Annotated in this window: 19 protein-coding genes; 9 read left to right on the top strand and 10 right to left on the bottom strand. The window is 67.1% G+C overall.

Annotated features, from left to right (window positions below; all coding sequences use genetic code 11):
• The first annotated feature begins 103 nt into the window (after positions 1 to 103).
• Positions 104 to 943: an exosortase-dependent surface protein XDP1 gene (gene xdp1 / locus RD110_RS17520; RefSeq protein ID WP_076200671.1), complete on the top strand. Its 840-nt coding sequence runs from the start codon at positions 104 to 106 to the stop codon at positions 941 to 943.
• 94 nt (positions 944 to 1,037) lie between these two features.
• Here xdp1 and RD110_RS17515 read toward each other — a convergent pair whose 3' ends face one another.
• Both RD110_RS17515 and RD110_RS17510 read right to left on the bottom strand, forming a co-directional pair.
• Positions 1,038 to 2,282 (bottom strand): CaiB/BaiF CoA transferase family protein, encoded by a 1,245-nt coding sequence (locus RD110_RS17515; protein WP_076200670.1) that lies wholly within the window; start codon positions 2,280 to 2,282, stop codon positions 1,038 to 1,040.
• A gap of 195 nt (positions 2,283 to 2,477) precedes the next feature.
• Positions 2,478 to 3,668: an acyl-CoA dehydrogenase gene (locus RD110_RS17510; protein ID WP_076200668.1), complete on the bottom strand. Its 1,191-nt coding sequence runs from the start codon at positions 3,666 to 3,668 to the stop codon at positions 2,478 to 2,480.
• A gap of 163 nt (positions 3,669 to 3,831) precedes the next feature.
• Between RD110_RS17510 and RD110_RS17505 the strand changes: the two genes are divergently transcribed.
• Positions 3,832 to 4,737, top strand: a complete 906-nt coding sequence (locus tag RD110_RS17505; protein ID WP_076200667.1) for a LysR substrate-binding domain-containing protein — start codon at positions 3,832 to 3,834, stop codon at positions 4,735 to 4,737.
• Positions 4,738 to 4,760: 23 nt separating this feature from the next.
• Here the strand turns inward: RD110_RS17505 and RD110_RS17500 are convergent, their stop codons facing one another.
• On the bottom strand, positions 4,761 to 5,597 hold the full coding sequence (locus tag RD110_RS17500) for an IclR family transcriptional regulator (RefSeq protein WP_162277365.1): 837 nt from the start codon (positions 5,595 to 5,597) through the stop codon (positions 4,761 to 4,763).
• 178 nt (positions 5,598 to 5,775) lie between these two features.
• On the opposite strand from RD110_RS17500, the gene RD110_RS17495 reads away from it, so the two are divergent.
• Genes RD110_RS17495 through RD110_RS17485 form a run of 3 tightly spaced genes read left to right on the top strand, consistent with a single transcriptional unit; the run spans position 5,776 to position 9,220 of the window.
• Complete coding sequence (locus RD110_RS17495; RefSeq protein WP_076200665.1) at positions 5,776 to 6,759, top strand: Bug family tripartite tricarboxylate transporter substrate binding protein; 984 nt, start codon at positions 5,776 to 5,778, stop codon at positions 6,757 to 6,759.
• Between the two features lie 23 nt (positions 6,760 to 6,782).
• Positions 6,783 to 7,613 carry a citryl-CoA lyase gene (locus RD110_RS17490; protein ID WP_076200664.1) on the top strand — a complete coding sequence of 277 codons (831 nt, stop codon included), beginning with the start codon at positions 6,783 to 6,785 and terminating at the stop codon, positions 7,611 to 7,613.
• Between the two features lie 2 nt (positions 7,614 to 7,615).
• A complete protein-coding gene (locus RD110_RS17485; protein WP_076200662.1) occupies positions 7,616 to 9,220 on the top strand; it encodes an AMP-binding protein in 1,605 nt (534 codons plus the stop codon).
• Between the two features lie 21 nt (positions 9,221 to 9,241).
• On the opposite strand, the gene RD110_RS17480 is transcribed toward RD110_RS17485, so the two are convergent.
• From RD110_RS17480 to mdlC, 7 genes are all read right to left on the bottom strand, one after another.
• Complete coding sequence (locus RD110_RS17480) at positions 9,242 to 9,874, bottom strand: DUF924 family protein (protein ID WP_076200661.1); 633 nt, start codon at positions 9,872 to 9,874, stop codon at positions 9,242 to 9,244.
• Between the two features lie 58 nt (positions 9,875 to 9,932).
• Entirely contained in the window at positions 9,933 to 11,117 is a 1,185-nt protein-coding gene (locus tag RD110_RS17475) for an alpha-hydroxy acid oxidase (RefSeq protein WP_076200659.1), read from the bottom strand.
• A 14-nt stretch (positions 11,118 to 11,131) separates the two neighbouring features.
• Complete coding sequence (locus RD110_RS17470; protein WP_076200658.1) at positions 11,132 to 12,064, bottom strand: ketopantoate reductase family protein; 933 nt, start codon at positions 12,062 to 12,064, stop codon at positions 11,132 to 11,134.
• Between the two features lie 20 nt (positions 12,065 to 12,084).
• Complete coding sequence (locus RD110_RS17465) at positions 12,085 to 13,422, bottom strand: MFS transporter (protein ID WP_076200656.1); 1,338 nt, start codon at positions 13,420 to 13,422, stop codon at positions 12,085 to 12,087.
• Positions 13,423 to 13,497: 75 nt separating this feature from the next.
• A complete protein-coding gene (locus RD110_RS17460) occupies positions 13,498 to 14,472 on the bottom strand; it encodes a Bug family tripartite tricarboxylate transporter substrate binding protein (RefSeq protein ID WP_076200655.1) in 975 nt (324 codons plus the stop codon).
• A gap of 100 nt (positions 14,473 to 14,572) precedes the next feature.
• Positions 14,573 to 16,021: an aldehyde dehydrogenase gene (locus tag RD110_RS17455; protein WP_076200653.1), complete on the bottom strand. Its 1,449-nt coding sequence runs from the start codon at positions 16,019 to 16,021 to the stop codon at positions 14,573 to 14,575.
• A 52-nt stretch (positions 16,022 to 16,073) separates the two neighbouring features.
• On the bottom strand, positions 16,074 to 17,699 hold the full coding sequence (mdlC, locus tag RD110_RS17450) for a benzoylformate decarboxylase (RefSeq protein ID WP_076200652.1): 1,626 nt from the start codon (positions 17,697 to 17,699) through the stop codon (positions 16,074 to 16,076).
• A gap of 105 nt (positions 17,700 to 17,804) precedes the next feature.
• Here mdlC and RD110_RS17445 point away from each other — a divergent pair, with 105 nt between their 5' ends.
• From RD110_RS17445 to RD110_RS17430, 4 genes are read left to right on the top strand one after another with little or no spacing between them, the layout of a single operon-like run.
• Positions 17,805 to 18,716 (top strand): LysR family transcriptional regulator, encoded by a 912-nt coding sequence (locus tag RD110_RS17445; RefSeq protein ID WP_076200650.1) that lies wholly within the window; start codon positions 17,805 to 17,807, stop codon positions 18,714 to 18,716.
• Positions 18,717 to 18,770: 54 nt separating this feature from the next.
• Positions 18,771 to 20,123 carry an efflux RND transporter periplasmic adaptor subunit gene (locus RD110_RS17440; RefSeq protein ID WP_076200649.1) on the top strand — a complete coding sequence of 451 codons (1,353 nt, stop codon included), beginning with the start codon at positions 18,771 to 18,773 and terminating at the stop codon, positions 20,121 to 20,123.
• A 7-nt stretch (positions 20,124 to 20,130) separates the two neighbouring features.
• Positions 20,131 to 20,856 carry an ABC transporter ATP-binding protein gene (locus RD110_RS17435; protein WP_076200647.1) on the top strand — a complete coding sequence of 242 codons (726 nt, stop codon included), beginning with the start codon at positions 20,131 to 20,133 and terminating at the stop codon, positions 20,854 to 20,856.
• Positions 20,853 to 22,085: an ABC transporter permease gene (locus tag RD110_RS17430; protein WP_076200646.1), complete on the top strand. Its 1,233-nt coding sequence runs from the start codon at positions 20,853 to 20,855 to the stop codon at positions 22,083 to 22,085. Before RD110_RS17435 ends, RD110_RS17430 begins: the two co-directional genes overlap by 4 nt.
• Positions 22,086 to 22,143 lie beyond the last annotated feature (58 nt).

The raw sequence follows: 22,143 nt of genomic DNA, 5'->3' as shown, positions 1-22,143 counted from the left end.
GTAGCCCTTTGATTTTAAAAAGAAAAAATAGATGGCACGAATATCGCTTAAGTATGTCTGTAAGTACAAATTTGCCAACCAGTCCCGCATCAGGATCAAGAAGATGAAAAATTCCTACATCAAGAACAGTCTGAAGTTGCTCGCCGCTTGTGCGGTCCTCAGTTCGGCCTCATCCGGTTTTGCTGCGACCACGTGGACCCCCGGTGCTGCCACGGCCTGCGATTTCAGCAGCGGCAGCAACAAGAATTGCGGTACGACTGCCAACGTCACGAGTGGCGGCGTCACCGTGTCGGCCCTGGCCTATTCCACCACCGGTTCGGGTGGAAGCGTTGCGAGCGCCGCGCTGTACGACTACGGCAGCAACCATCTGGGCGTCGTGACGGGTGCTGAAAGCCCCAATTCCAGCCCCGAGCACTCGATGGACAACAATGTTTCCACCGACCTCATCTCCTTGAAGTTCACCAGCAGCGTGGCCTTGACGTCGATCACCACGGGCTGGGCCGGCGCGCAAACCGGCCAGACCGCTGATTCGGACATGAGCCTGCTGGCCTATACCGGTAAAGCCGGTTACGACATCGCCACCTACGACATCGCTGGCAAGACCATTGCCCAATTGATGGCCCAAGGCTGGACCTTGGTGGCCAACATCAACGGTGGCACCGGTGCCGCCACCTACACCACGGACAACACCGGCAGCGCCTTGAACGCTTCGGGCATCTCGTCGAGCTGGTGGATCGTCAGCGCATTCAATTCCGGTTATGGCGGCAGCCAGACCAATGTGGATGGCGGCGACGACTACGTCAAGCTGTTGTCCGTTGCTGGCGACATCAAGACGACGCCGCCCGGCAACAAGGTGCCCGAGCCCGGCTCGCTGGCACTGATGGGCGCGGCTTTCTGCGCTGCACTGGCTACCCGCCGCCGCAAGGTCAGCAAGTCCGTCTGAACCGTCTCCGCTTATCCAAAAAAGCACCGAATTCCGGTGCTTTTTTGTTGGGTCCGCCGCTGCCGGCCGCCAAGCACCTGGAGGTTGTCGGGTCTCAGACCACGCCGGCGTTCTTCAAGGCCTCGATGGCAGCGGCGTCGAGGCCAATCTCGCGCAGCACTTCGTTCGTGTGCTGCCCGAGAGCTGGCGGTGCATAACGCAGCACGGCCGGCGCTTCGCTGAGCCGCAGGGGGCTTGCCACGCTGGCGATGCTGGTGACGCCGTCGCCGGCGTCCCGGGTCAAGTCCACCCGCAGGCCGCGGGCACGTACCTGCGGATCGTCGAAAGCCTGGGCCAAATTATTGATCGGGCCGCAGGGCACGGCTTTGTCTTCGAACAGCTTCACCCAATCCGCCGTGCTGCGGGTCCGTGTCACGGCCTCCATGGCTGGGATCAGGATCTGGCGGTGCAGGACGCGCTGGGTGTTGGTCGCGAAACGCGGGTCCGTCGCCCATTCGGCCCGATCCACGGCCTGGCAAAAGCGCGCGAACTGGCCGTCGTTGCCGATGGCCAGCAGCATCGCACCGTCGGCGGTAGGGAAGTCCTGGTACGGCGCCAGACTCGGATGGCTGTTGCCCTGGCGCTGCGGCACATCTCCCGTATTGAGAAACCCCGCTGCCTGATTGGCCAGGATGGCCATGCCCACGTCAAGCAGGGCCATGTCCACCCGTTGGCCCAGGCCGGTGCGATGCCTTGCCTGGACCGCTGCGAGGATGGCGGTCGACGCGTAGACGCCGGCGAACAGGTCGGTGAGTGCCACACCCACACGCACGCCACCACCGCCGGGCTCGTTGTCGGCCCGGCCCGTGATGCTCATCATGCCGCTGGAGGCCTGGATCAGCAGGTCGTAGCCGGCGCGTTCGGCATACGGACCGTCCTGTCCGAAACCGGTGATCGAGCAGTAGATCAGCCGCGGGTTGATGGCCTTCAGACTCTCGTAGTCCAGCCCATATTGCTGGAGGCCGCCCACCTTGAAGTTTTCCACCAGGATGTCGCTTTGTAACGCCATCTGCCGGATCAGGGCCTGACCTTCCGGCTTGGCCATGTCGATGGTGACCGAGCGCTTGTTGCGGTTGCAGGTCGTGAAGTAGGTGGCCTGGTCGGTGTCTTTGCCTTCGACATCCTTCAGGAAGGGCGGGCCCCAGTGCCGGGTGTCGTCGCCGCTGCCCGGTCGTTCGACCTTGACCACGTCGGCCCCGAGGTCGGCGAGCACCTGGGTACACCAGGGTCCGGCGAGCACGCGCGAAAGATCGAGAACCTTGAGGCCGGCGAGGGCGCCGGCAGGAGTGTCAGTGGTCATGGTTGTTTCCGTTATTGCTTTGAGCCCCGTTGCCGCTCAGCCTGGCCTCTCCCTGCAGAGCCTTCGACAAGCTCGAGACAATCGGGCGGTAAAGGACGAGCCTGCCTTATTCCAGCACAGTACGGAACCGGCTTCGCCGGGCCGTAGATGTTGCCCCCCTGCAAGGGGTAACGAGCGCAGCGACTTGGGGCGCGCTCAAAACGCCGCGAGTCCCGTCTGCGCCCGCCCGAGGATCAGCGCGTGGATGTCGTGCGTGCCTTCGTACGTGTTGACGACTTCCAGGTTGACCAGATGCCGGGCCACGCCGAACTCGTCGCTGATGCCATTGCCGCCCAGCATGTCGCGCGCCAGGCGGGCGATGTCCAAAGCCTTGCCGCAAGAATTGCGCTTGATCAGCGAGGTGGTTTCCACCGCCGCCGTGCCTTCGTCCTTCATGCGGCCCAGGCGCAGGCAGCCTTGCAGGCCCAGCGCGATCTCCGTCTGCATGTCGGCCAGTTTCTTCTGGATCAACTGGTTTGCGGCCAGCGGCTTGCCGAACTGCTTGCGGTCCATGGTGTACTGCCGCGCGGTGTGCCAGCAGGCCTCGGCGGCGCCAAGCGCGCCCCAGGCGATGCCGTACCGTGCCGAATTGAGGCAGGTGAAGGGCCCCTTCAGCCCCTGGATGTCCGGGAACGCGTTTTCCTCGGGGCAGAACACGTCTTCCATCACGATCTCGCCGGTAATCGAAGCGCGCAGGCCCACCTTGCCGTGGATCGCCGGCGCGCTCAGGCCCTTCATGCCCTTTTCCAGCACGAAGCCACGGATGGGGCCGACGTTGCCGGCCTTGTCGACTTCCTTCGCCCACACCACGAACACGTCGGCGATCGGGCTGTTGGAGATCCACATCTTGCTGCCCTTGAGCTTGTAGCCGCCATCCGTCTTGTAGGCGCGCGTGGCCATCGAGCCGGGGTCGGAGCCGTGGTCGGGTTCGGTCAGGCCGAAGCAGCCGATCCATTCGCCGGTGGCAAGCTTGGGCAGGAACTTCTGCTTCTGCGCCTCGGTGCCGAACTCGTTGATCGGCACCATCACCAGCGAACTCTGCACGCTGGCCATCGAACGGTAGCCTGAGTCCACGCGCTCCACTTCGCGTGCGATCAGGCCGTACGCGACGTAGTTCAGGCCAGGGCCGCCGTATTGCTCGGGGATGGTGGGGCCGAGCAGGCCGAGTTCGCCCATCTCCCGGAAGATGGCCGGGTCGGTGCGCTCGTGGCGGAAGGCCTCCAGCACACGCGGCGCGAGCTTGTCCTGGCAATAGGCGTTGGCCGCGTCACGCACCATGCGTTCGTCGTCGGTGAGCTGTTGGTCGAGCAGGAAGGGGTCTTCCCAGTGGAAGCGGGCGTTGGCCATGGTGTCTCCGTGATGAAGGAATAAGAAACTGCAGAACGGTCGATGCTAAACAGTCGAGACTGGGGCGGCAAGCGAGAGTTTTTCATCGAGAAATGAGGAGTGCTCATAACAATGACCCAAATCGGTGGGAAAAGATGGTTCAGATGTGTAAACTTGACATACTTTGAAACGAAAAATCCCTTCCACGCAGGCGCTTGCCTGCTTCGAGGCGGCCGCTCGGCATGAGAGCTACAGCCGGGCCGCGCAGGAATTGGCGGTGACGCAGGGCGCCGTCTCGCGTCAGATCGCCTCGCTCGAGGGTTTCCTCGGTGTCGTGCTGTTCCGCCGCACCCGCCATGGCGTAGCTCTCACCGACAGCGGCGTCGACTATGCGCGCCAGGTGGGCCGCCGGCTCGATGCGCTCGAATTGGACACCCTCAACGTCATGTCGCGCCAGGGCGCCGGCGGGGCGGTCGCGCTGGCCGCTGTCGCCACTTTCGCGACCCGTTGGCTGATTCCCCGGCTGGCCGACCTGGCGCGGCACCATCCCGAGATCGTGGTGCACATCGAAACACGCACCCGTCCTTTCCTGTTCGCCGACAGCCTGTTCGATGCCGCGCTCTACGCTGGCACGCCGGAGCAAGTGGCCAACTGGCCCGGCACGCGGGCCGTGCCACTCATTGGCGAGGAAGTCGTGCCCGTGTGCAGCCCGACCCTGCTCGCCGGACAGGCCGAGCTTGCACCGCAAGCCATTGCCGAACTGCCGTTGCTGCAGCAGAGCACGCGTCCCGATGGTTGGCGCCAATGGTTCGAGGCCGCAGGCGTGGCCGCCCAGCAGCCGCTGCGCGGGCCGCGTTATGAGTTGTTTTCCATGACTGCGACGGCCGCCACCCACGGACTTGGCGTCGCGCTGATCCCACGCATCCTCATCGAGGACGAATTGCTTCGCGGTGACCTGGTGGTGGCCTGCGACCGGCCGCTGCGCAGCGGCCGTGCCTATTACCTCGTGGCGCCGCTGGTGCGTGACGCTCCGCCTGCCCTGGCGGCGTTCGAGGATTGGCTGGTCGCACGTGCGGCGGCGGCCAGTTAGGACACGAACGCGTTTTACCGCGGTCAGGTGGCCTGGTTGCAACCGGTGATGTCGGCAATGCGTTCCGCCGTTCGTCGCAGCAGCCTGACCAGTTCCGGCACACGTTCGGGCGGGATGCGGTAAGAAATCGCCGAAACGCTCATGGCCAGAAACGGTCGGCCGTGGCTGGCGGGCACGGCCATGCCGACCGCGGTGATGCCATCGATCACCGCGTTGGCCCCGGTCGAATAGCCCTGGCGGCGCGCTTCGTGCACGTTGCGCTGCACGTCCTCGAAGGACATGCGGCAGTACCGCGCCAGATCGGGCCGGTTGTTCTGCATCAGCGCCTCGGCATCGGATTCGGGCAGTGCGGCCAGCAAAGCCAGGCCGGCCATGCTGGCCGCGACGGGTCGACGCTCGCCGAGTGGCACCACATTCGGTTTGATCGGAAATGCACCTTGCGCACGCCAGGTGCAGACGACATCGTCGTAGCTGCGCAGCATGAGGTAGACGGTGTCGTTGGTGCTGGCGGCCAGCGCCTCGATGGTGCTGCGCACCTGAGGAAACTGGGCGATCGGATTCGGCGCGGCCAGTCCGAGTTCGAACATGCCGCTGCCCAGTGCATAGCGCCGGTTGTCGGCCAACTGCTGTACCAGTCCCGCCGTTTGCAGCGAACGCAGGATGCGGTGTGCCGTCGGCCGGCTCAGACCGGTGTGTGCGCATAAGTCCAGCATGCGGACGCCCTGGGCGCCGCCGCGTGCCACGGCGCGCAGCAACTCGCAGGCGCGGTCGACGGTTTGCGCACCGGTGGCGTGGTCAATGGAGGTGCTGCCTGACGGGGAGGCAGGCGCGACAGTGGCGTGGTCTTTTGAAGAGGGCATGCGCACAGCATATCCGGGCTGAAGCGATGCGTCCATATAACGGACTAAATGATGGAAATATGAAAATGTTGGGCGAATCGTTGCGTCAAACCATCGCCAGTGTGCTGGTGATTTCCTAAGATTTGACCTTCGAGACAAGTTCACATTCAGGACTTGCGACCATTCCTAGGAGACAACCATGCAGATTTCCCGTCGTCACTGGCTGGCTAGGCTGGCCGCCGCAGCCGCCCTTTCCGTACCAGGCCTGGCGCTGGCACAGGCTTACCCGAACAAGCCGATCCGGATCCTTGTGCCGTACGCAGCCGGCGGCCCCGCCGACGTGATGGTGCGCGCCATCGCCCAGAAGCTGGGCGACAGCTGGGGCCAGCCCTTCATCGTGGACAACCGCCCCGGTGCGAACGAAATCATCGCTGCCGACCTGCTGGCCAAGAGCGCGCCCGACGGCTACAACTTCCTGGTGGCGTCCGACGGCACGTTCAGCCTGAACCAGGCGCTCTATCCGAAAATCCCGTACGACCCCGTGCGTGACTTCGAGCCGGTGGCCAAACTCGCCATCGGCAACCTGATGCTGGTCACGCGCCCCGATTTCCCGGCCAGCAACGTCAAGGAATTCGTGGACTACGTGAAGCAGAACCCGGGCAAGCTGAATTACGGCTCCATCGGGGCGGGCGGCGTGAATCACCTGGCCTCGGCCTGGTTCAACAACATCCATGGGCTGCAGATGGAACACGTGGCCTTCAAGGGCTTGCCGGCCGCGGTACAGGAACTCATGGCCGGCCGCATCGATGCGATGTTCGCTGTCACCGGCGGCGTGGCGCCCTTCATCGAATCGAACAAGGTGAAGGCGCTGGCGGTGTCGGGCAAGAACCGGCAGCCTGCGGCGCCGAACGTGCCGACCTTTGCCGAAGTGGGTTACCCCAACTTCGATGCCTCCTACTACTTCGGCGTGGTGGCGCCAAAGGGCACACCGGCCGAGATCACGGAGCGGTTCGCCCGCGACATGAGCAAGGTGGTCAACACGCAGGAGTTCAAGACCAAGTACCTGCAGCCACTGGGCTTCGAAGCGGTCGGCGACACCCCCGCGCAATTCGCCGCGTTCCTCAAGGGCGACCGCGAACTCGGCGCGCAGAAAGTCAAGATCTCCGGCGCGAAACTGGATTGAGCGCAGCAACCACAAGGACACCCATGAGCCAACGTACCCCCCTGCACACCGACATCGCCTGGAGCACGCCCGAGGCCATCGGCGTGCACGGCCACGACCTTTGCAACGACCTCCTGGGCGAGGTCAACTTCGGTGACATGGCCTTCCTCGAGGTCACCGGCCGCCTGCCCACACCACCGCAGTCGCGCATGTTCAACGCGATCCTGGTGACGCTGGTGGAGCATGGCATCGTGCCGTCCACGCTGGCCGCGCGCATGACCTATGCCGGCGCGCCGGAAGCCATGCAGGCGGCCGTGGCCGCCGGCCTGCTCGGGCTGGGCAGTGTCTTTGTGGGGTCGACCGAGGGCTCGGCGCGCATGCTGGCCCAGGCCTTCGCTGCGCCCGACGACGGACCCGCGGCGGCGGCCGGGGCCGACCTGCCGGCGCTCGCCGAGGCCATCGTGCGCACGCACCGCACGCAGAAAAAAATCATCCCCGGCCTGGGCCATCCGATCCACAAGCCGGTGGACCCGCGCACGGTGCGCCTGTTCGCCATCGCCGAGCAGACCGGCTTCCACGGCCGCTACGTGGCCCTGATGCAGGCCGTAGCGCAGGCGGCCAGCGCCGCCTTCGGCAAGCCGATGCCGATCAACGCCACCGGGGCCATCGGTGCCCTGTGCTGCGAGATGGGCCTGTCTTCGCAGGTGTCGCATGGCCTGGGCGTGATGGCCCGCGCCGTGGGCCTGGTCGGCCACGTGCTGGAAGAGGCGCGCCGGCCGATGGCGGTGGAGCTCTGGCACCGTGCGGAGGACGAGGCCACGGCCCACATGCGCGGCCGCCTGCATGGCCAGGCCAGCCCGTCGCGGGAGCCTTGACCATGTTGACGCCGCTCGAGACGCTGAAGCTGTACCCGCCGCATGCCGGCACGCTCGCATCGCTGCTGCAAAGCCGTGCGGCCGTGGCCGGCGCGCGCGAATGCCTGGTGTTTCAGGGCCGTTCCTTGCGTTACGCCGAGGTGTTGAAGCAGGTCGAGCGCACGGCCGGCGTGCTGGCGCGCCAAGGCGTGGGCGCGGGCGACCGCGTCGGCGTGATGTCGCACAACCACCCGTCCAGCGTGTTCGTGTTGTGCGCGCTGGCCTGGCTCGGCGCGACCATGGTGCCGGTGAACCCTGACTATGGCGTGGAAGAGGCGCGTTATGTGCTCGAACACGCCCAGGTCGCCGGCGTCGTGTGTTCCCCGCACGCCCTGCCCACGGTAACGGCCGCGTGCCAGGCCTGGCCCGTTGCGCCTTGGCTTTGGCTCAATACGCCCGCCGAAGGCGTGGACCTGCCGGTGCTGGAGGCGCTGGTAGCCAGGGAGGACGCGCCGCAGCCACCGCCGCCGAGCACCGAGGCGGATGCCACCTGCGTGTTCATCTACACCTCGGGCACCACGGGCTTTCCGAAAGGCGTGATGCACAGCCAGCGCAGCCTGGTGATGGCGGGCGAAGGCTTCGTGGCGCGCATGTTCCTGCAGCCCGACGACCGGCTGTTGTGCGTGCTGCCGCTGTTCCATGTGAACGCCATCTTCTACTCCTTCGGCGGCGCGCTGGCCGCCGGGGCCACGCTGCTGCTGGAGCCACGGTTCTCGGCCTCGCGTTTCTGGCAGGTGGTGCACGAAACTGGGGCCACCGAGGTCAACACCATCGCCGCGGCCAGCGCTATCCTGATGCGCCGCCCGCGCAGCGAGTTCGTGCCGGGCCACCGGCTGCGCAAGATCTACGGCGCGCCGTTCGACGCCGAGACGTACGGCGTCTACCAGCAGGAATTCGGCGTGCCCACGCTGATCGAGGGCTACGGCATGTCCGAGGTGCCGGGTGCGTTGAACAACCCGTTTCCCGGGCCCCACAAGGTGGGCAGCATGGGCCGGCCCAGCCTGCACCCCGATCCGGCGCTGTCGCTGGCCGAGCTGCGCATCATGGGCGACGACGGCGGCTTCCTCGGGCCGGGCGAGATCGGCGAACTCGTGGTGCGCACGCCCATCGTGATGCAAGGCTACTTCCGTGACGAGGCCCAGACCCGCGCCGCGTTCCGCGACGGCTGGTTCCTGACGGGCGACCTGGCACAGATGGACGCGGACGGCTACTTCTGGTTCGTGGCACGCAAGAAGGACATCATCCGCAAGCGCGGCGAAAACATCTCCGGCGCCGAGCTCGACCGGGTGGTCGGCCAGCACCCGGCGGTGCTGGAGGCCGCGGCCATCCCCGTGCCCTCCGAACTCGGCGAAGACGACATCCTCGTGGCCGTGGTGCTGCGGCCCGGCCAGGTGGCCGCGCCGCAAGACATTGCGCAGTGGTGCCGCGAACGGCTGGCCGCCATCAAGGTGCCGCGTTACGTGGCCATCGTGGACGCGCTGCCGCACACGCCGACGCACCGCGTGGCCAAATTCAAGATGCGCGAGGACGGCCGGCTGCGCGCGCGCGCGGTGGACCTCGGCGCCTGACCACCGGCCGGGACGGGGCGCCTACTGCCCGAAACGCGGGCCGTGCCGCAGGAACGCGGCCTCCTCGGGCGTGTCTTCGCGGCCCAGCACCGCATTGCGGTGCGGAAAACGGCCGAAGCGCGCCACGATGTCGCGGTGTTCGCGTGCGGAGGCGGCGCTTTGCGCCACCGCCTGGTGTTGCGCGGGTGGTGCCTGTTCGGCCAGGGCTTGAAAGTAGGCCACGCTGCGTTCTTGCATTGCGAGGCCTTCCGCGTGCATCAGCGGCATGGCCAGGAACAGCCGGCCCGCGAGCGGCAGCGTGGCGTCCAGCCCGCGGTCCAGCGCGTCCAGGCTCAGCGCCTGGGCGCGCGCGTCACCCGCGAAGGCCCGGGCCTGGCCACGGAACACATTGCGCGTGAACTGGTCGAGCAGCAGCACCAAGGCCAGCCGGGCCAGCGGTTTGGCCTCCCAGCACGGCAAACCATCGTCCAGGGCCTGGTGCACGCGCGGGCCGAAGCGCGCCGCGATCTGCGCGTCGAGCGCCGGGCTGCTTTTCCACCAGCGCCGGCAGATCGCGGGATCGCTCGGCCAGCCGGTCGCGACGGCGTCGCCGAGCCAGAAGTTCAGGATCTGGCGGACGCCAGGCGAGGGGTCGGTTTCCAGGGTTTGGGGCATCGGGAAGCGGCTTTGGGCAAAACCTCTACGCTACACCGCCGGGCGCTGATTTTCTGGGTCAAGCCCTGGCCTGGTAATGAATTTGTGGTGTGGCGTCGGCTGGTGCCTGGGGCCGAGGATCGGATGCCAAGTCGCGCAGCCCATCAATGCGGGTTGCGCCAAGCAAGGTCATGTTCCGCACCAAGTCTTCCTTCAGCACCTCGATGACGGACCGCACGCCCGGCGCACCCTGGGCGGCCAAGGCATACAGCGTCGGCCTGCCGACGAAGGCAGCCGTCGCCCCCAGGGACAGTGCCTTGGCGATGTCGCCGCCGCGCCGGATGCCGCTGTCCATGAAGACCGGGATTTTCCCGCCCACCGCATCGACCACGCGCGGCAAAGCGGAGATGGCGGACGGCGAAGCATCGTTCTGCCGCCCGCCGTGGTTGGACACGATCAATCCGTCCACACCATGCGCCAGCGCCAGCCGTGCATCGGCCGCATGCAGCACACCCTTGAGCAGCAGCGGGCCATCCCAGAGCTGGCGCAGCCAGCGCAAGCTGTCCCACACCAATGAGCGGTCCATGGCGCGGGCCAGCAGGGCCGCTTGCAGGCTCGCGGAGCCCAGGGCGTCGCCGCTCGGCGTGAGGTTGGCGAAATCGGGCTGACCCTGCAGTGCCATCCTCAACGACCAGGTGGGATGTGTCACCAGGTCCCAGGCCAGTCTGGCCGTCGGTTTGAACGGCATCCTGAAGCCGTTGCGCAGGTCCAGTTCACGTTTGCCACTCACAGGCACGTCCACCGTCAGCACCAGCGCCTGGTAGCCTGCGCGTTTGGCTCTTTCGACGATTTGCCCAGCCATTTCGCGGTGCATGACGTAGAGCTGCATCCATTGCTGGCTGTCGGCCGCACCGTCCCGTACCGCTTCCAGGCGCATGTTCGAGGCCGTCGACAGGCAAAACGGAATGCCGGCCTTTGCCGCCGCTTGCGCCAGGATCAGGTCGCCGCCCGGTCGCACCAGGCCGTTGAGACCGGTCGGTGCGATGCCGAATGGCGCGGCCCATCTTTGGCCGAAGACCTCGATGGACGTATCGACGCGGGTGGTGTCGCGCAAGACCCTGGGCGTGAGTTCCACAGCGGCCAGATCGGCGTGGTTTCTTCTGATGCAGTGGCCGTCATCCGCATGGCCTTCGATGTAATCGAAGACGAAGCGGGGCAGGGCCGAGCGCGCGGCGCGCCGGAAGTCTTCGGTGTTGAGCAGCATGGGCGGTGTTGAGGTCAGACGCGCGTGGCTTGGGCCTTGGCCTCCATCAGGCGAACCAGCATCAGCAGGGTTTGGGTGTGCGGGGTGGCAACGCGGTGATGCCGGCCTTTTTCCACCACCGCTCCATTGATCGCACCGACTTCGGTTGCCCGGCCCGCCAGCACATCCTGCAGCATCGACGGCTCGTGGCCCACGTGGTGCGCGATGGCATGCGCGACCGTCTCGCGGCAGTGCGCGGCGTCCGCGTCAATGCCTTCGGCCTGCGCGACGGCCACCACCTCGCCGATGATCGCCGAGGCCAGCGCCATGCCCTCAGGTGCGGCACCGAGCTGGTCCACCGTGCAGCCGGTCACAGCGCACAGCGTGTTCAGCGCGGCGTTGAAGGCTACCTTTTCCCAGATCGCTTTCCATACCGCCTGGTCGGCCGTGCAACACAGGCCCGCGGCCGAGAGGATTGCGGCGACCTGCTTCACGTCTTCGCGCTCGCGCTGGTCGGCCGCCATGATGCGGATCACACCGAGCCCGTGCGAATGCACGTGTCCGGGGCCGACCAGATCGGCGGGCCAGGTCGTCATGCCGATGAGGACTTGCTCCCTCGCCACGAACCGGGACACCGCCTCGACATTGCCCAGACCGTTCTGCAACGTCAACAGCAGCGTCCGCGGACCGATGAGGCCGGCGGTGCCCGCCAGCGCGGCGGCCGTGCTCAGGCTCTTGGTGAACACCAGCAGCAAGTCGGGCTGAATACTGGCCTGCTCGGGCCGGCAGGCGCTGAGGCCGCTGACCAAGCGGTTCCCGCTGTCGGTTTCCAGCCGCAGGCCTGTGGCCCGGATGGCCTGGAGGTGCGCATCGTTGATGTCGAGCAGGGTCACGTCCTGGCCGCTCTCCGCGAGCAGGCCGCCGAACAAAGAGCCCATCGCGCCCGCGCCGAGGATGGCAATTTTCATCGTCTACTTTCTCTGTCGAATCACGCGACCGCCTGGCGGCGGGGAATGTGGCGTCGCAGCGCGAGCAAGGCCACCAGCGCCACCAGCATCGCGCCGCCGAGCAGGCTGAGGTAGGCGTTCGAGCCACCAGCGGTGATGACGGCAGCCCCCGCGAAGGCGCTCAGGATGGCGCCGAGCCGGCCGAAGGCCAGGGCGGACGCGGTGCCGGTCGCACGTACACCGGTCGGGTACAGGAAGGCGCAGACCGCGTACATCGTCGACTGCACGGCGTTGGTGAACAAGCCATGCACGCCGAAGCCGAAGATCAGCAGGCTCGGCGTTTGGCCGATGTCGACCCACTGCATCGCGAACGCGCTGGCCACGGCGCCGGCACAGCACAGGGCCAGCGGCCAGCGCGAGCCGAAGCGCGTGATGGCCACGGCGCATGCGAGTGCACCAATCACGCCGCCGAGGTTGTAGGCCGTCAGGCCCGAGGCGGCGACGGCCGGCGACAGGCCCTCGGACGCCAGCATCGTCGGCAGCCAGCTGAAGGCGCTGTAGACCGCTGTCAGGCACGCGAAGAAGGCCACCCACAAGGCCAGGGTATCGACCGCGAGACCGTTCTGGAACAAGGCCCGGAAGCCTGCACGTTCACCGCCCGCCTGCTCTGCGGCATCGGAGAAGCCCGTTTGCGTATCGGCGGTTCTTCCCATGCGACCCAGCAGCTTGCGCAACTCGCTCCAACGCTCTGGGTGACGGGCCAGGAAGCGTGGAGACTCCGGCAGGCTTGCGAGCAAGACGAATCCCAGCAGGATCGGGAAGGTGCCGCCGACGAAGAACAGGCCGCGCCAACCCAGCCACGGCAGGATGACACCCGCGAACAGCCCAGCCAGCATGCCGCCCAGCGGCACGCAGACGATGGTGGCGGTGACGGCCAGGGTGCGCCGGCGCGCTGGTGTGAATTCGGCCGTGACCGTGGTGGCCGCGGGCAGGGCGCCACCGATGCCCAAACCGGCGATGAAGCGCAAGCCGGCCACCGTCAGCGCGTCCGGCGAAAAGCCGATGGCGCAGGTGGCCAGTCCGAACACGAAAACGCTGGAGATCACAGCCGTGCGCCGGCCGAAGCGATCGGCGAACAGGCCGGAACACGCGCTGCCGATGCCCATGCCGATCAGGCCGGCCGCCACGGTCGGCGCAAAGGCACTGCGCGTGATGCCCCATTCCTTGATCATCAAAGGGATGGCGAAGCCGATGAGTTGGCCATCGAATCCGTCCATCACGATCGACAATGCGGCGAGGAACACAACCACCTTCTGCATGGTGGTGTAGGGGCTATCGTCCAGCAGCCGACCGATGTCGGTGGTTTTGCTGCTTCTCATATCGGCTGAATTCACGGGTTGTCTCTCTTCTGGTTTGAATCAACGTTCAGGTGCGCTGCTCTGGCGGTCGCAGGCTCAATCAACCTTGATGTTGTTCTTGACGATCAGTTTTCCCCAGCGCTCGCGTTCGCTGCGCACGTAGTCGCTCATTTGCTTCGGCGTGCCGGGCACGGGCTCGATCGACAACGCCTGGAGCCGGGCCTTGACGGCGGTCGAGTCCAAAGCCGACTGCAGGGATTTGCTGAGCGCCGCCACCGTGGCCGCGGGTGTCGCAGCCGGCACCACCAGACCCTGCCAGGCCGAGGCGTCGAAACCCGTCAGCCCTTGTTCCGACAAGGTCGGAACCTCCGGAAAGTTCTTCAGGCGTTCGAGGCTCGCCACGCCGATCGCGCGGACCTTGCCCGCGGTCACGTACTGCTGCACGGTCGCGGTGTCCATCAGGGCGAATGGCACCTGGCCACCGATCAGGTCCATCACCGCGGGCGCACCGCCACGGTAGGCCACATGCGTCATCGTGAGCCCGGTGCGCTCCTTGAACATTTCTCCCGCCAGATGCTGGGGGCTGCCCAGGCCGGACGATGCGAAGTTCACACCTTCGGGCCGGCTCTTGGCCCAGGCGAGGAACTCCTTGTAGTTCTTGGCCGGCACATTGAGGTTGACCACGGCCATCAGCGGAAACCGCCCTAGCATGCCGACCGGCGTGAAGTCCTTCTCGCTGTCGTACGGCAGCTTGGAGAAAAGGGAAGGATTGGCCGCCAGCGTGGCGAAGTCCGCGGTGAAAAGGATGTTGCCGTAGTCCTTCGACTTGGCCACGTAGTCGGCGGCGATGTTGGTGGCGGCACCGGGCTTGTTGTTCACGATGATGGCGCGGTTCAGCGTTTGCGACATGGCCTCGGCCACCGTGCGCGCCAGGGCGTCCGAGCCGCCGCCGGCGGCATAGCCGACGACCCATTCGATCGGTTTGTTCTGGGCGTTGGCCAGTGCGGGCGCCAGGCCGATGGCCAGCGCAAGGTGTGCAAGGCGGCGGCGGGTGAGGGTATTGCTTTTCATGGTTTGTCTCCTGGTTTGAGAAGCTGAGCCAACGCAGGCCCAGCCGAAGGGGGAAATCGAGATCGGCCCGGCCTTGTCGCAGCCAGACCGTGCACCGTGTTCAGAACGGGTAGTGCCGAGCCGTGGTCTGCACCGTCACCCAGCGCAACTCCGTGAACGCATCGATGCCCGCCCTGCCGCCGAAGCGGCCGATGCCGCTGCCCTTGACGCCGCCGAAGGGCATCTGCGCCTCGTCGTGCACGGTCGGGCCGTTCACATGGCAGATGCCGGATTCGATGCGGCCTGCAACCTGCAGGGCACGCGCCACATCGCGGCCGAACACCGCGGCGGCCAGGCCGTATTCGTTGTCGTTGGCGCAGGCCACGGCGGCCTCGACACCCTCGACACGCACGATGCCTTTGACGGGGCCGAAAGCCTCTTCGCGGAAGATGCGCATCTCCGGTGTCACGTGGTCGAGAAGGGTGGCGGCCATCAAGGTGTTGCTGGCCTTGCCGCCCGTCAACAGCTTGGCGCCCTTGGCCAGTGCGTCGTCGATCAGCTCGTTGCAGCGCCGCACGGTGGCCATGTCGACCACGGAGCCGAGCACCACCGGGCCCAGGCGTGGATCGCCGAGCGGTAGTGCCTTGGCGCGCGCGCTGAGCTGGGCCACAAAGGCCTCGGCGATGGCTTGGTCCACGATGATGCGTTCGGTGGACATGCAGATCTGCCCAGAGTTGGCGAAGGCGCCGAACACCGCCGCATCCACCGCGGCACCGATGTCGGCGTCGTCGAGCACCACGAAGGGCGCCTTGCCGCCGAGCTCCAACACCACGGGTTTCAGGTACTTGGCGCAGGTTGCGGCGATCAGCTTGCCGACATGGGTCGAGCCCGTGAAGTTCACGCGGCGCACGGCCGGGTGCGCAACCATCGCTTCCACCACGGCGGCCGCATCGGCCGGCGCGTTGGTCACGAAGTTGACGACACCTTTCGGCAGACCCGCTTCCTGCAGCGCCTCGATGATGAGCCCATGTGTGGCCGGACAGATTTCGCTGCCCTTCAGGATCACGGTGTTGCCACACGCGAGGGCGGTGGAAATGGCGCGCACCGCGAGGATCACCGGTGCGTTCCACGGCGCGATGCCGAGCACCACGCCCGCGGGCTGGCGCACGGCCATGGCCAGGCTGCCCGGCACATCAGAGGGAATCACTTCGCCGTTGATCTGCGTGGTCAGCGATGCGGCTTCCAGCAGCATGCCGGCGGCCAGGTGCACGTTGAAGCCGGCCCAGATGGCGGAGGCGCCGGTTTCCGAGGCCATGGCCGCGGTGAAAGCGTCGGCCTTGGCTTCGAGCGCACGCGATGCGCTCATCAACAGCGTGCGGCGCTCGCCGGGCCCGGTCTGCGACCAGGACTTGAACGCGGTGGCGGCCGCATGCACGGCGGCGATTGCATCTTCGACCGTGGCCGCGGGCGCCGTGGTGGCGACGCTGCCATCCAGTGGGTTGCGGCGCTCGAAGGTGGCGGCGTTGCGGGCCTGGACCTGCTCGCCGTTGATCAACATGGAAATCTGCATGGACTTGTCTCTTGGTCTTGGGTTGGGAAAGGTGGCGCGGAATCGGCTTTCGTCAGGCGACTTCGATTTCGACGAGGTTGGGCACGCCGCTGGCCAGGGCTTGGGCCAGCGCCTCGCGCAGTTGGGCCGGGTCCGACACGCGTTGCGCTGCGCAGCCCATGCCGGCGGCCAGGGCCGGGAAGTGGAGGTCGGGCAACTCCGTGCCCTGCACCTTGTCGGTGGGCGAAAAGCCAAACACCGGGGCGAAGTCCTGCAGCGCCGCGTAACGGCGGTTGTTCAGGACCACGAAGGTGATGGGCAGCTTGAGCTGGGCCGCGGTCCACAGCGCCTGGATGGAGTACAGGCTGGAGCCGTCGCCGATCAGGCCGATGACGCGCGCCGACGGTTTGGCCAGGGCCACGCCCACGGCGGCCGGCATGCCATAGCCCAGGCCGCCACTGTCCATGGTGTAGAAGGTTTCGCTGCGCGTCATGGGCAGGTAGGCCTGCATCACCGGGCGCGCGCTCGGCGCTTCCTCGACGACGATGTCTTCGGGCCGGCGCACCTCGGCCAGTGTCTGCAGCGCGTAGGCCACCGACATCAGCGGCGAAGGCTGCGCCGCCGCCCGGGGTGCGCGGGCGGGGGGCAGTGGCCGGCTGGCCGGCGCCGGCCGTGCAAGCAGGTCTTCCAGGCCCAGGCGGATGCTGCCGACGGCGGTGGTGCCGAGCGGCGTCCAGGCGGCGGTGTCCGGGTCGTCGGTGATCTGGAACAGGCTCGCGCCCTCGGGAATGTGCGGGCCGGCGCCTTCCACGTGGTAGGCGAACGCTGGCGCGCCGATGGCGAAGATGGCGTCGTGGCCGCCGAGCAGCGCGACGATCTTCTCGCGCATCGCCGGCAGGAAACCGGCGAACAGGCGATGGTCTTCGGGGAAGCTGCAGCGCCCCGACATGGGTGCGGCGAACACGCGTGCGTTGTGGCGTTCGGCCAGCGCGACGACCTGGTGCCAGGCCGCGTCACGGTCCACCGCCGCGCCGACCACCAGGGCCGGCCGCTGGCTGGCGTCCAGGCCGGCGCCGATCAGCGCGAGCACCGAGGGTTGGGGCCGCAGTTCGGTGCTGACCACACGTGGCACGACGGCTTGCGCGGGCCGGTCCCAGTCGTCCACCGGCACGGAAACCAGCACCGGGCCGCGCGGCGGCATCATGGCGATGTAGTAGGCCCGGGCGATGGCTTGCGGCACGTCTTCGGCGCGCGCGGGCTCGATGCTCCATTTCACATACGGCTTGGGCAGTTCGGTGGCCTGGTTGGAGGCGAGGAACGGGTCGAACGGCAGGATGGAGCGGGCTTGCTGGCCGGCCGTGATCACCATCGGCGTGCGGTTCTTGAACGCCGTGAAGATGTTGCCCATGGCATTGCCCACGCCGGCGGCGGAGTGCAGGTTCACGAACGCGGCATTGCGCGTGGCCTGTGCGAAGCCGTCGGCCATGCCGACCACGGTGGCTTCCTGCAGGCCGAGCACGTAGCGGAAGTCGCTGGGAAAGTCGCGGAACATCGGCAGCTCGGTGGAGCCGGGGTTGGCGAACACCGAGGTCATGCCGAAATGCCGCATGAAGTCGATGACGGCGTCGCGCACGGTGAACGCAGGCGTGCGGGTTGGCGTGGCGGCGTCGGGGGTGGTCTGGAGTGGGGTGCTTGGCATGTCTTGCCTCTTTCTGTGCGTCGCGAACGGGGATCGGAGGCGAGTGTCGTGGGCCAGGATGATTCTGAAAATTGCTTTTTTTCGAGAAAGTCATTACTGTTTTGTATGACTTTCGAAATCCAGCATCTCAAGGCTTTCACCACCGTCGTGGCTTCGGGCAGCCTTGGACGGGCCGCGCTGGCCCTGAACGTGACGCAGCCGGCGCTGAGCCGGACCATCCACAAGCTCGAGGAGGTGGCCGGTGCGCCGCTGTTCGAGCGGCATTCCAAAGGCATGCAGCTCACGCCGATCGGGCAGGCGCTGCTGCCGCACGCGCAGTTGCTGCAGCGCGAGGCCGAGCTTGCGAACGAAGAGATCAAGGCCATGCTGGGGCTGGCCAAGGGCACGATCCGGGTCGGCTCGGTCGGCAGCATCGCGTGTTCGGTGTTGCCGCAGGCGATCGGCGCGACCTGCCGCGCCTGGCCGCAACTGCAGGTGCACGTCATCGAGGGCGTGTGGGACCGCCTGGCCGAGGCCTTGGTTTCGCACGAGATCGATCTGGCCCTGGGTGTGGCGACCGATGACGGCGACGAGATCGAGGCCGTGAAGGACTGCCGCTGGGAGGACACGAGTTACGTGGTGGCGTCGATGGACCACGGCCTGCGCCAACACGTGGGGCTGCGGCTGGCCGACACCATGGCGGAACGCTGGGCCATCCTGCCCAAGGGCACGGCGCCTTTCGAGGACATGAAGGCCTTGTTCACGCGGCACGGCTTGCCGCTGCCGAACGTGGTGGTGCAGACGCGCTCCGTCACGGTGCTCAAGAGCCTGGTCTGCCACTCGGGCTTTCTGGGCTGGATGCCCGAGCCGATGTTCGACACCGAGCGCCGGGCCGGACTGATGGGGGTGTTGCCCATGCCGAATGCGTCGGACCGGCGTACTTTGACGGCTTTCCGGCGCCGCCAGGGCCTGATGCCCGCGCCGGCGGTGAAGCTGCTCGAAGAGCTCAGGAAACTGACCGCCATGCCTGCGGGGTGATGGCGTGGGGCTATTCAAGCATGCGGTGTCCCCGCGCTTTCTACAATCCTCCACATGAAGACTTCCACCATCGCTGCCACCGCCCTGGCGCTCGCCCTCGCCGCCGGTGCAATGGCCTGGTGGGCCGGCACACGGGCCGGTGGAGACGCGCCGGTCTACCGCACGGCGCCGCTCGCGCGCGGCCCGCTGGTGGCCACGGTGGCGGCCAGCGGCGCGGTGAATCCCGTCACCCAGGTGTCGGTGGGCACGCAGGTGTCGGGGCAGATCAAGGATCTGTACGTGGACTTCAACAGCGAGGTCAAGGCCGGCCAGCTGATCGCGCGGCTCGATCCGGAGACCTTCGAATACCGCGTGCAGTCGGCGCAGGCGGACGTGGATGCGGCGCGGGCCGCCGTGCTCACCGCGCAGGCGAACGCCGTGGCCACCCAGGCCAGCATTTCGCGCGCCCAGGTCGACCTGGCCGAGGCCGAGCGCGACCACGCCCGCAAGCAGGACCTGGCCGCTCAGAAATTCATCGCCCAGAGCGAAGCCGACCGGGCGCGGGCGCTGGTCAACTCCAGCCGCGAATCGCTGAAGGTGGCCGAGGCCCAGGCCAATGTGGCGAATGCCCAGGTGCAGACGGCAGAGGCCAGCGTGGCCCAGCGCGCGGCCATGCTGGGCCAGGCGCGCATCGACTTGGGCCGCACGCGCATCACCTCGCCTGTGAGCGGCATCGTCATCAAGCGCACCGTGGAGCGCGGCCAGACCGTGGCCGCCAGCCTGCAGGCACCGGAACTGTTCGTGATCGCCCAGAACCTGTCGGACATGCAGGTCGAAGCCAGCGTGGACGAGAGCGACGTGGGCCGCATCCGCGTGGGGCAGAAGGCTACGTTCAACGTCGATGCGTTTCCGGGGCAGAGCTTCGAAGGCCAGGTGCGGCAGGTGCGCAAGGCCGCGACCAATACCGCCAACGTGGTCACCTACGTGGCGGTGGTAGGTTTCTCCAATGCCTCGGGTCGGCTGCTGCCGGGCATGACGGCCAATGTGCGCGTGCAGACCGACGCGCTGCCGGACGTCCTCAAAGTGCCGAACGCGGCGCTGCGCATGCGCATCCAGGGCGTGGAGGTCGTTGCGGCGACCCCGGCCGCCCCGCTGGATTCGACGGGCTCGGCGCTGACCCCGGCCAAGAAACCCACGCCGGCCGAAGCCGCGCAACGTGCCATCACGCGAGGTCGCATCTACCTGATCGATGAAACCGGCCAACCCAAGGCCTACAACGTGATGCTCGGCATCACCGACGGCAGCTTCACCGAAGTCGTCGCCGATGCTTCCCTGCCCGGTGCCGGGTTGCTGAAAGAAGGAACGCCGGTGATTGTCGGCTTGCCGCTGGCCGGCGCCCCCCGCAGCGGTTTCAAACTTCCGATTTGACGACACCATGCCCGCGCTCATCGAAGCCCGCAACCTGGTCAAGACCTACACCATGGGCGACCAGACCGTGCATGCGTTGCGCGGCGTCTCGCTCGACATCGCCGAAGGCGAGTTCGTGGCCATCATGGGCGCCTCGGGCTCGGGCAAGTCGACGCTGATGAACATCCTCGGCGGGCTCGACCTGCCCACGGCCGGCAGTTACCAGCTGGCGGGTGAGGCACTGGAAGGCATGGGGGCGGACCAGCTCGCGGCGATCCGCAACCGGCGCATCGGTTTCGTGTTCCAGCAGTTCAACCTGCTGCCGCGCACCACCGCGCTGGAAAACGTGGAGTTGCCCATGGTCTACGCCGGCGTGCGTGCTGCGCAGCGGCATGCGCGCGCCACGGCGGCGTTGCAGCGCGTGAGCCTGGGCGAGCGCACGCAGCACACGCCGGCCGAGTTGTCGGGCGGCCAGCAGCAGCGCGTGGCCATCGCGCGCGCGCTGGTCAACGACCCGAGCCTGATCCTGGCCGACGAGCCCACCGGCGCACTCGACTCGCAGACCTCGGAAGACATCATGCGGCTCCTCACCGTGTTGAACCGGCAGGGCATGACGGTGGTGATGGTCACCCACGAAAGCGACGTCGCGGCCTGGGCGCGTCGGCGCATTCTGTTTCGCGACGGGCATATCGTGGAAGATGTCCTGCAAGCGCCCTACGATGATCCATCGGCGCTGACCGAAGGTGCAGCATGAACTTCCTTTCCGCCCTGCGCAGCGCCTGGCGCTCCCTGGCGGCCAACACGCTGCGCAGCATTCTGACCATGCTCGGCATCATCATCGGCGTGGCCGCGGTGATCACCATGGTGGCCGTGGGCCGCGGCGCGACGGAACGCGTGCAGGAGCAGATGAAGGGCCTGGGCTCGAACATCCTGCTGGTGCTGCCCGGCGGCGCCAACGCGGCCGGCGTGCGCCAGGGCGCGCAGACACGCAGCCGGCTCACCGAGGAAGACGCCACGGCCATCGCCGTCGAGGTGCCCGAGGTGCAGGTGGCCGCACCGGGCTCGCGCACCACGGCCCAGGTGGTGGCCAACAACGCCAACTGGAGCACCACGGTGCAGGGCACGAACAACGATTTCCTGGAAGCGCGCGAGTGGCCGCTCGCATCGGGCCGCCTGTTCGAGGACAGTGAGCTGCAGGGCTCGGCCAAGGTGGCGCTGATCGGCCAGACCGTGGCGCAGGAGCTGTTCGGCGATGCCGATCCGGTCGACCAGGTGGTGCGTATCCGCACCGTGCCGGTGACGGTGGTCGGCGTGCTCGCGCGCAAGGGCCAGAACTCGGTGGGACAGGACCAGGACGACATCGTCATCGTGCCGATTTCCACCTTCCGCAACCGCATCACCGGCGGTCTGCCGGGCAATGTGAAACGCATCTGGTCGGTCACCGTGAAGGTGCGCGAAGGCCAGAGCATGGCGATGGCCGAGGAGCGCATCCGCGAACTCATGCGCCAGCGTTTCCGCGTGCAGGAAAGCGCGGACGACACCTTCACCATCCGCAACCTCAGCGAAATCCTCGAGGCGCAGGAGGAGTCGAGCCGCATCATGACGCTGCTGCTGGCCGCGGTGGCCGGCATCAGCCTGCTGATCGGCGGCATCGGCATCATGAACATCATGTTGGTCAGCGTGACCGAGCGCACGCGCGAGATCGGGCTGCGCATGGCCGTGGGCGCGCGCGGGCGCGATATCCTGGCGCAGTTCCTCATCGAGGCGCTGACGCTGAGCCTGCTCGGCGGCTGTATCGGCGTCCTGCTCGGCGCGCTGGCCACCTGGGCCGTGGGCCATTTCGCGGGCTGGCAGGTCAGCATGACGCTGGCCTCGGTCGGCATGGCGGCGGGGTTTTCCGCGCTGGTCGGGGTCTTCTTCGGGTTCTACCCAGCGCGGCGCGCATCGAGGTTGCTGCCGATCCAGGCGCTGCGTTACGAATGAACTGCCGCAATTTCGTGGTAACTTGAAGCCCATCGAGTGTTTTGAGGAAAAGTCCGTG

Origin of the sequence: Rhodoferax koreense, from assembly GCF_001955695.1 — a bacterium.
In the GTDB taxonomy this organism is placed as follows: domain Bacteria; phylum Pseudomonadota; class Gammaproteobacteria; order Burkholderiales; family Burkholderiaceae_C; genus Rhodoferax_B; species Rhodoferax_B koreensis.
This window is presented reverse-complemented; position numbering and strand designations above follow the sequence as displayed.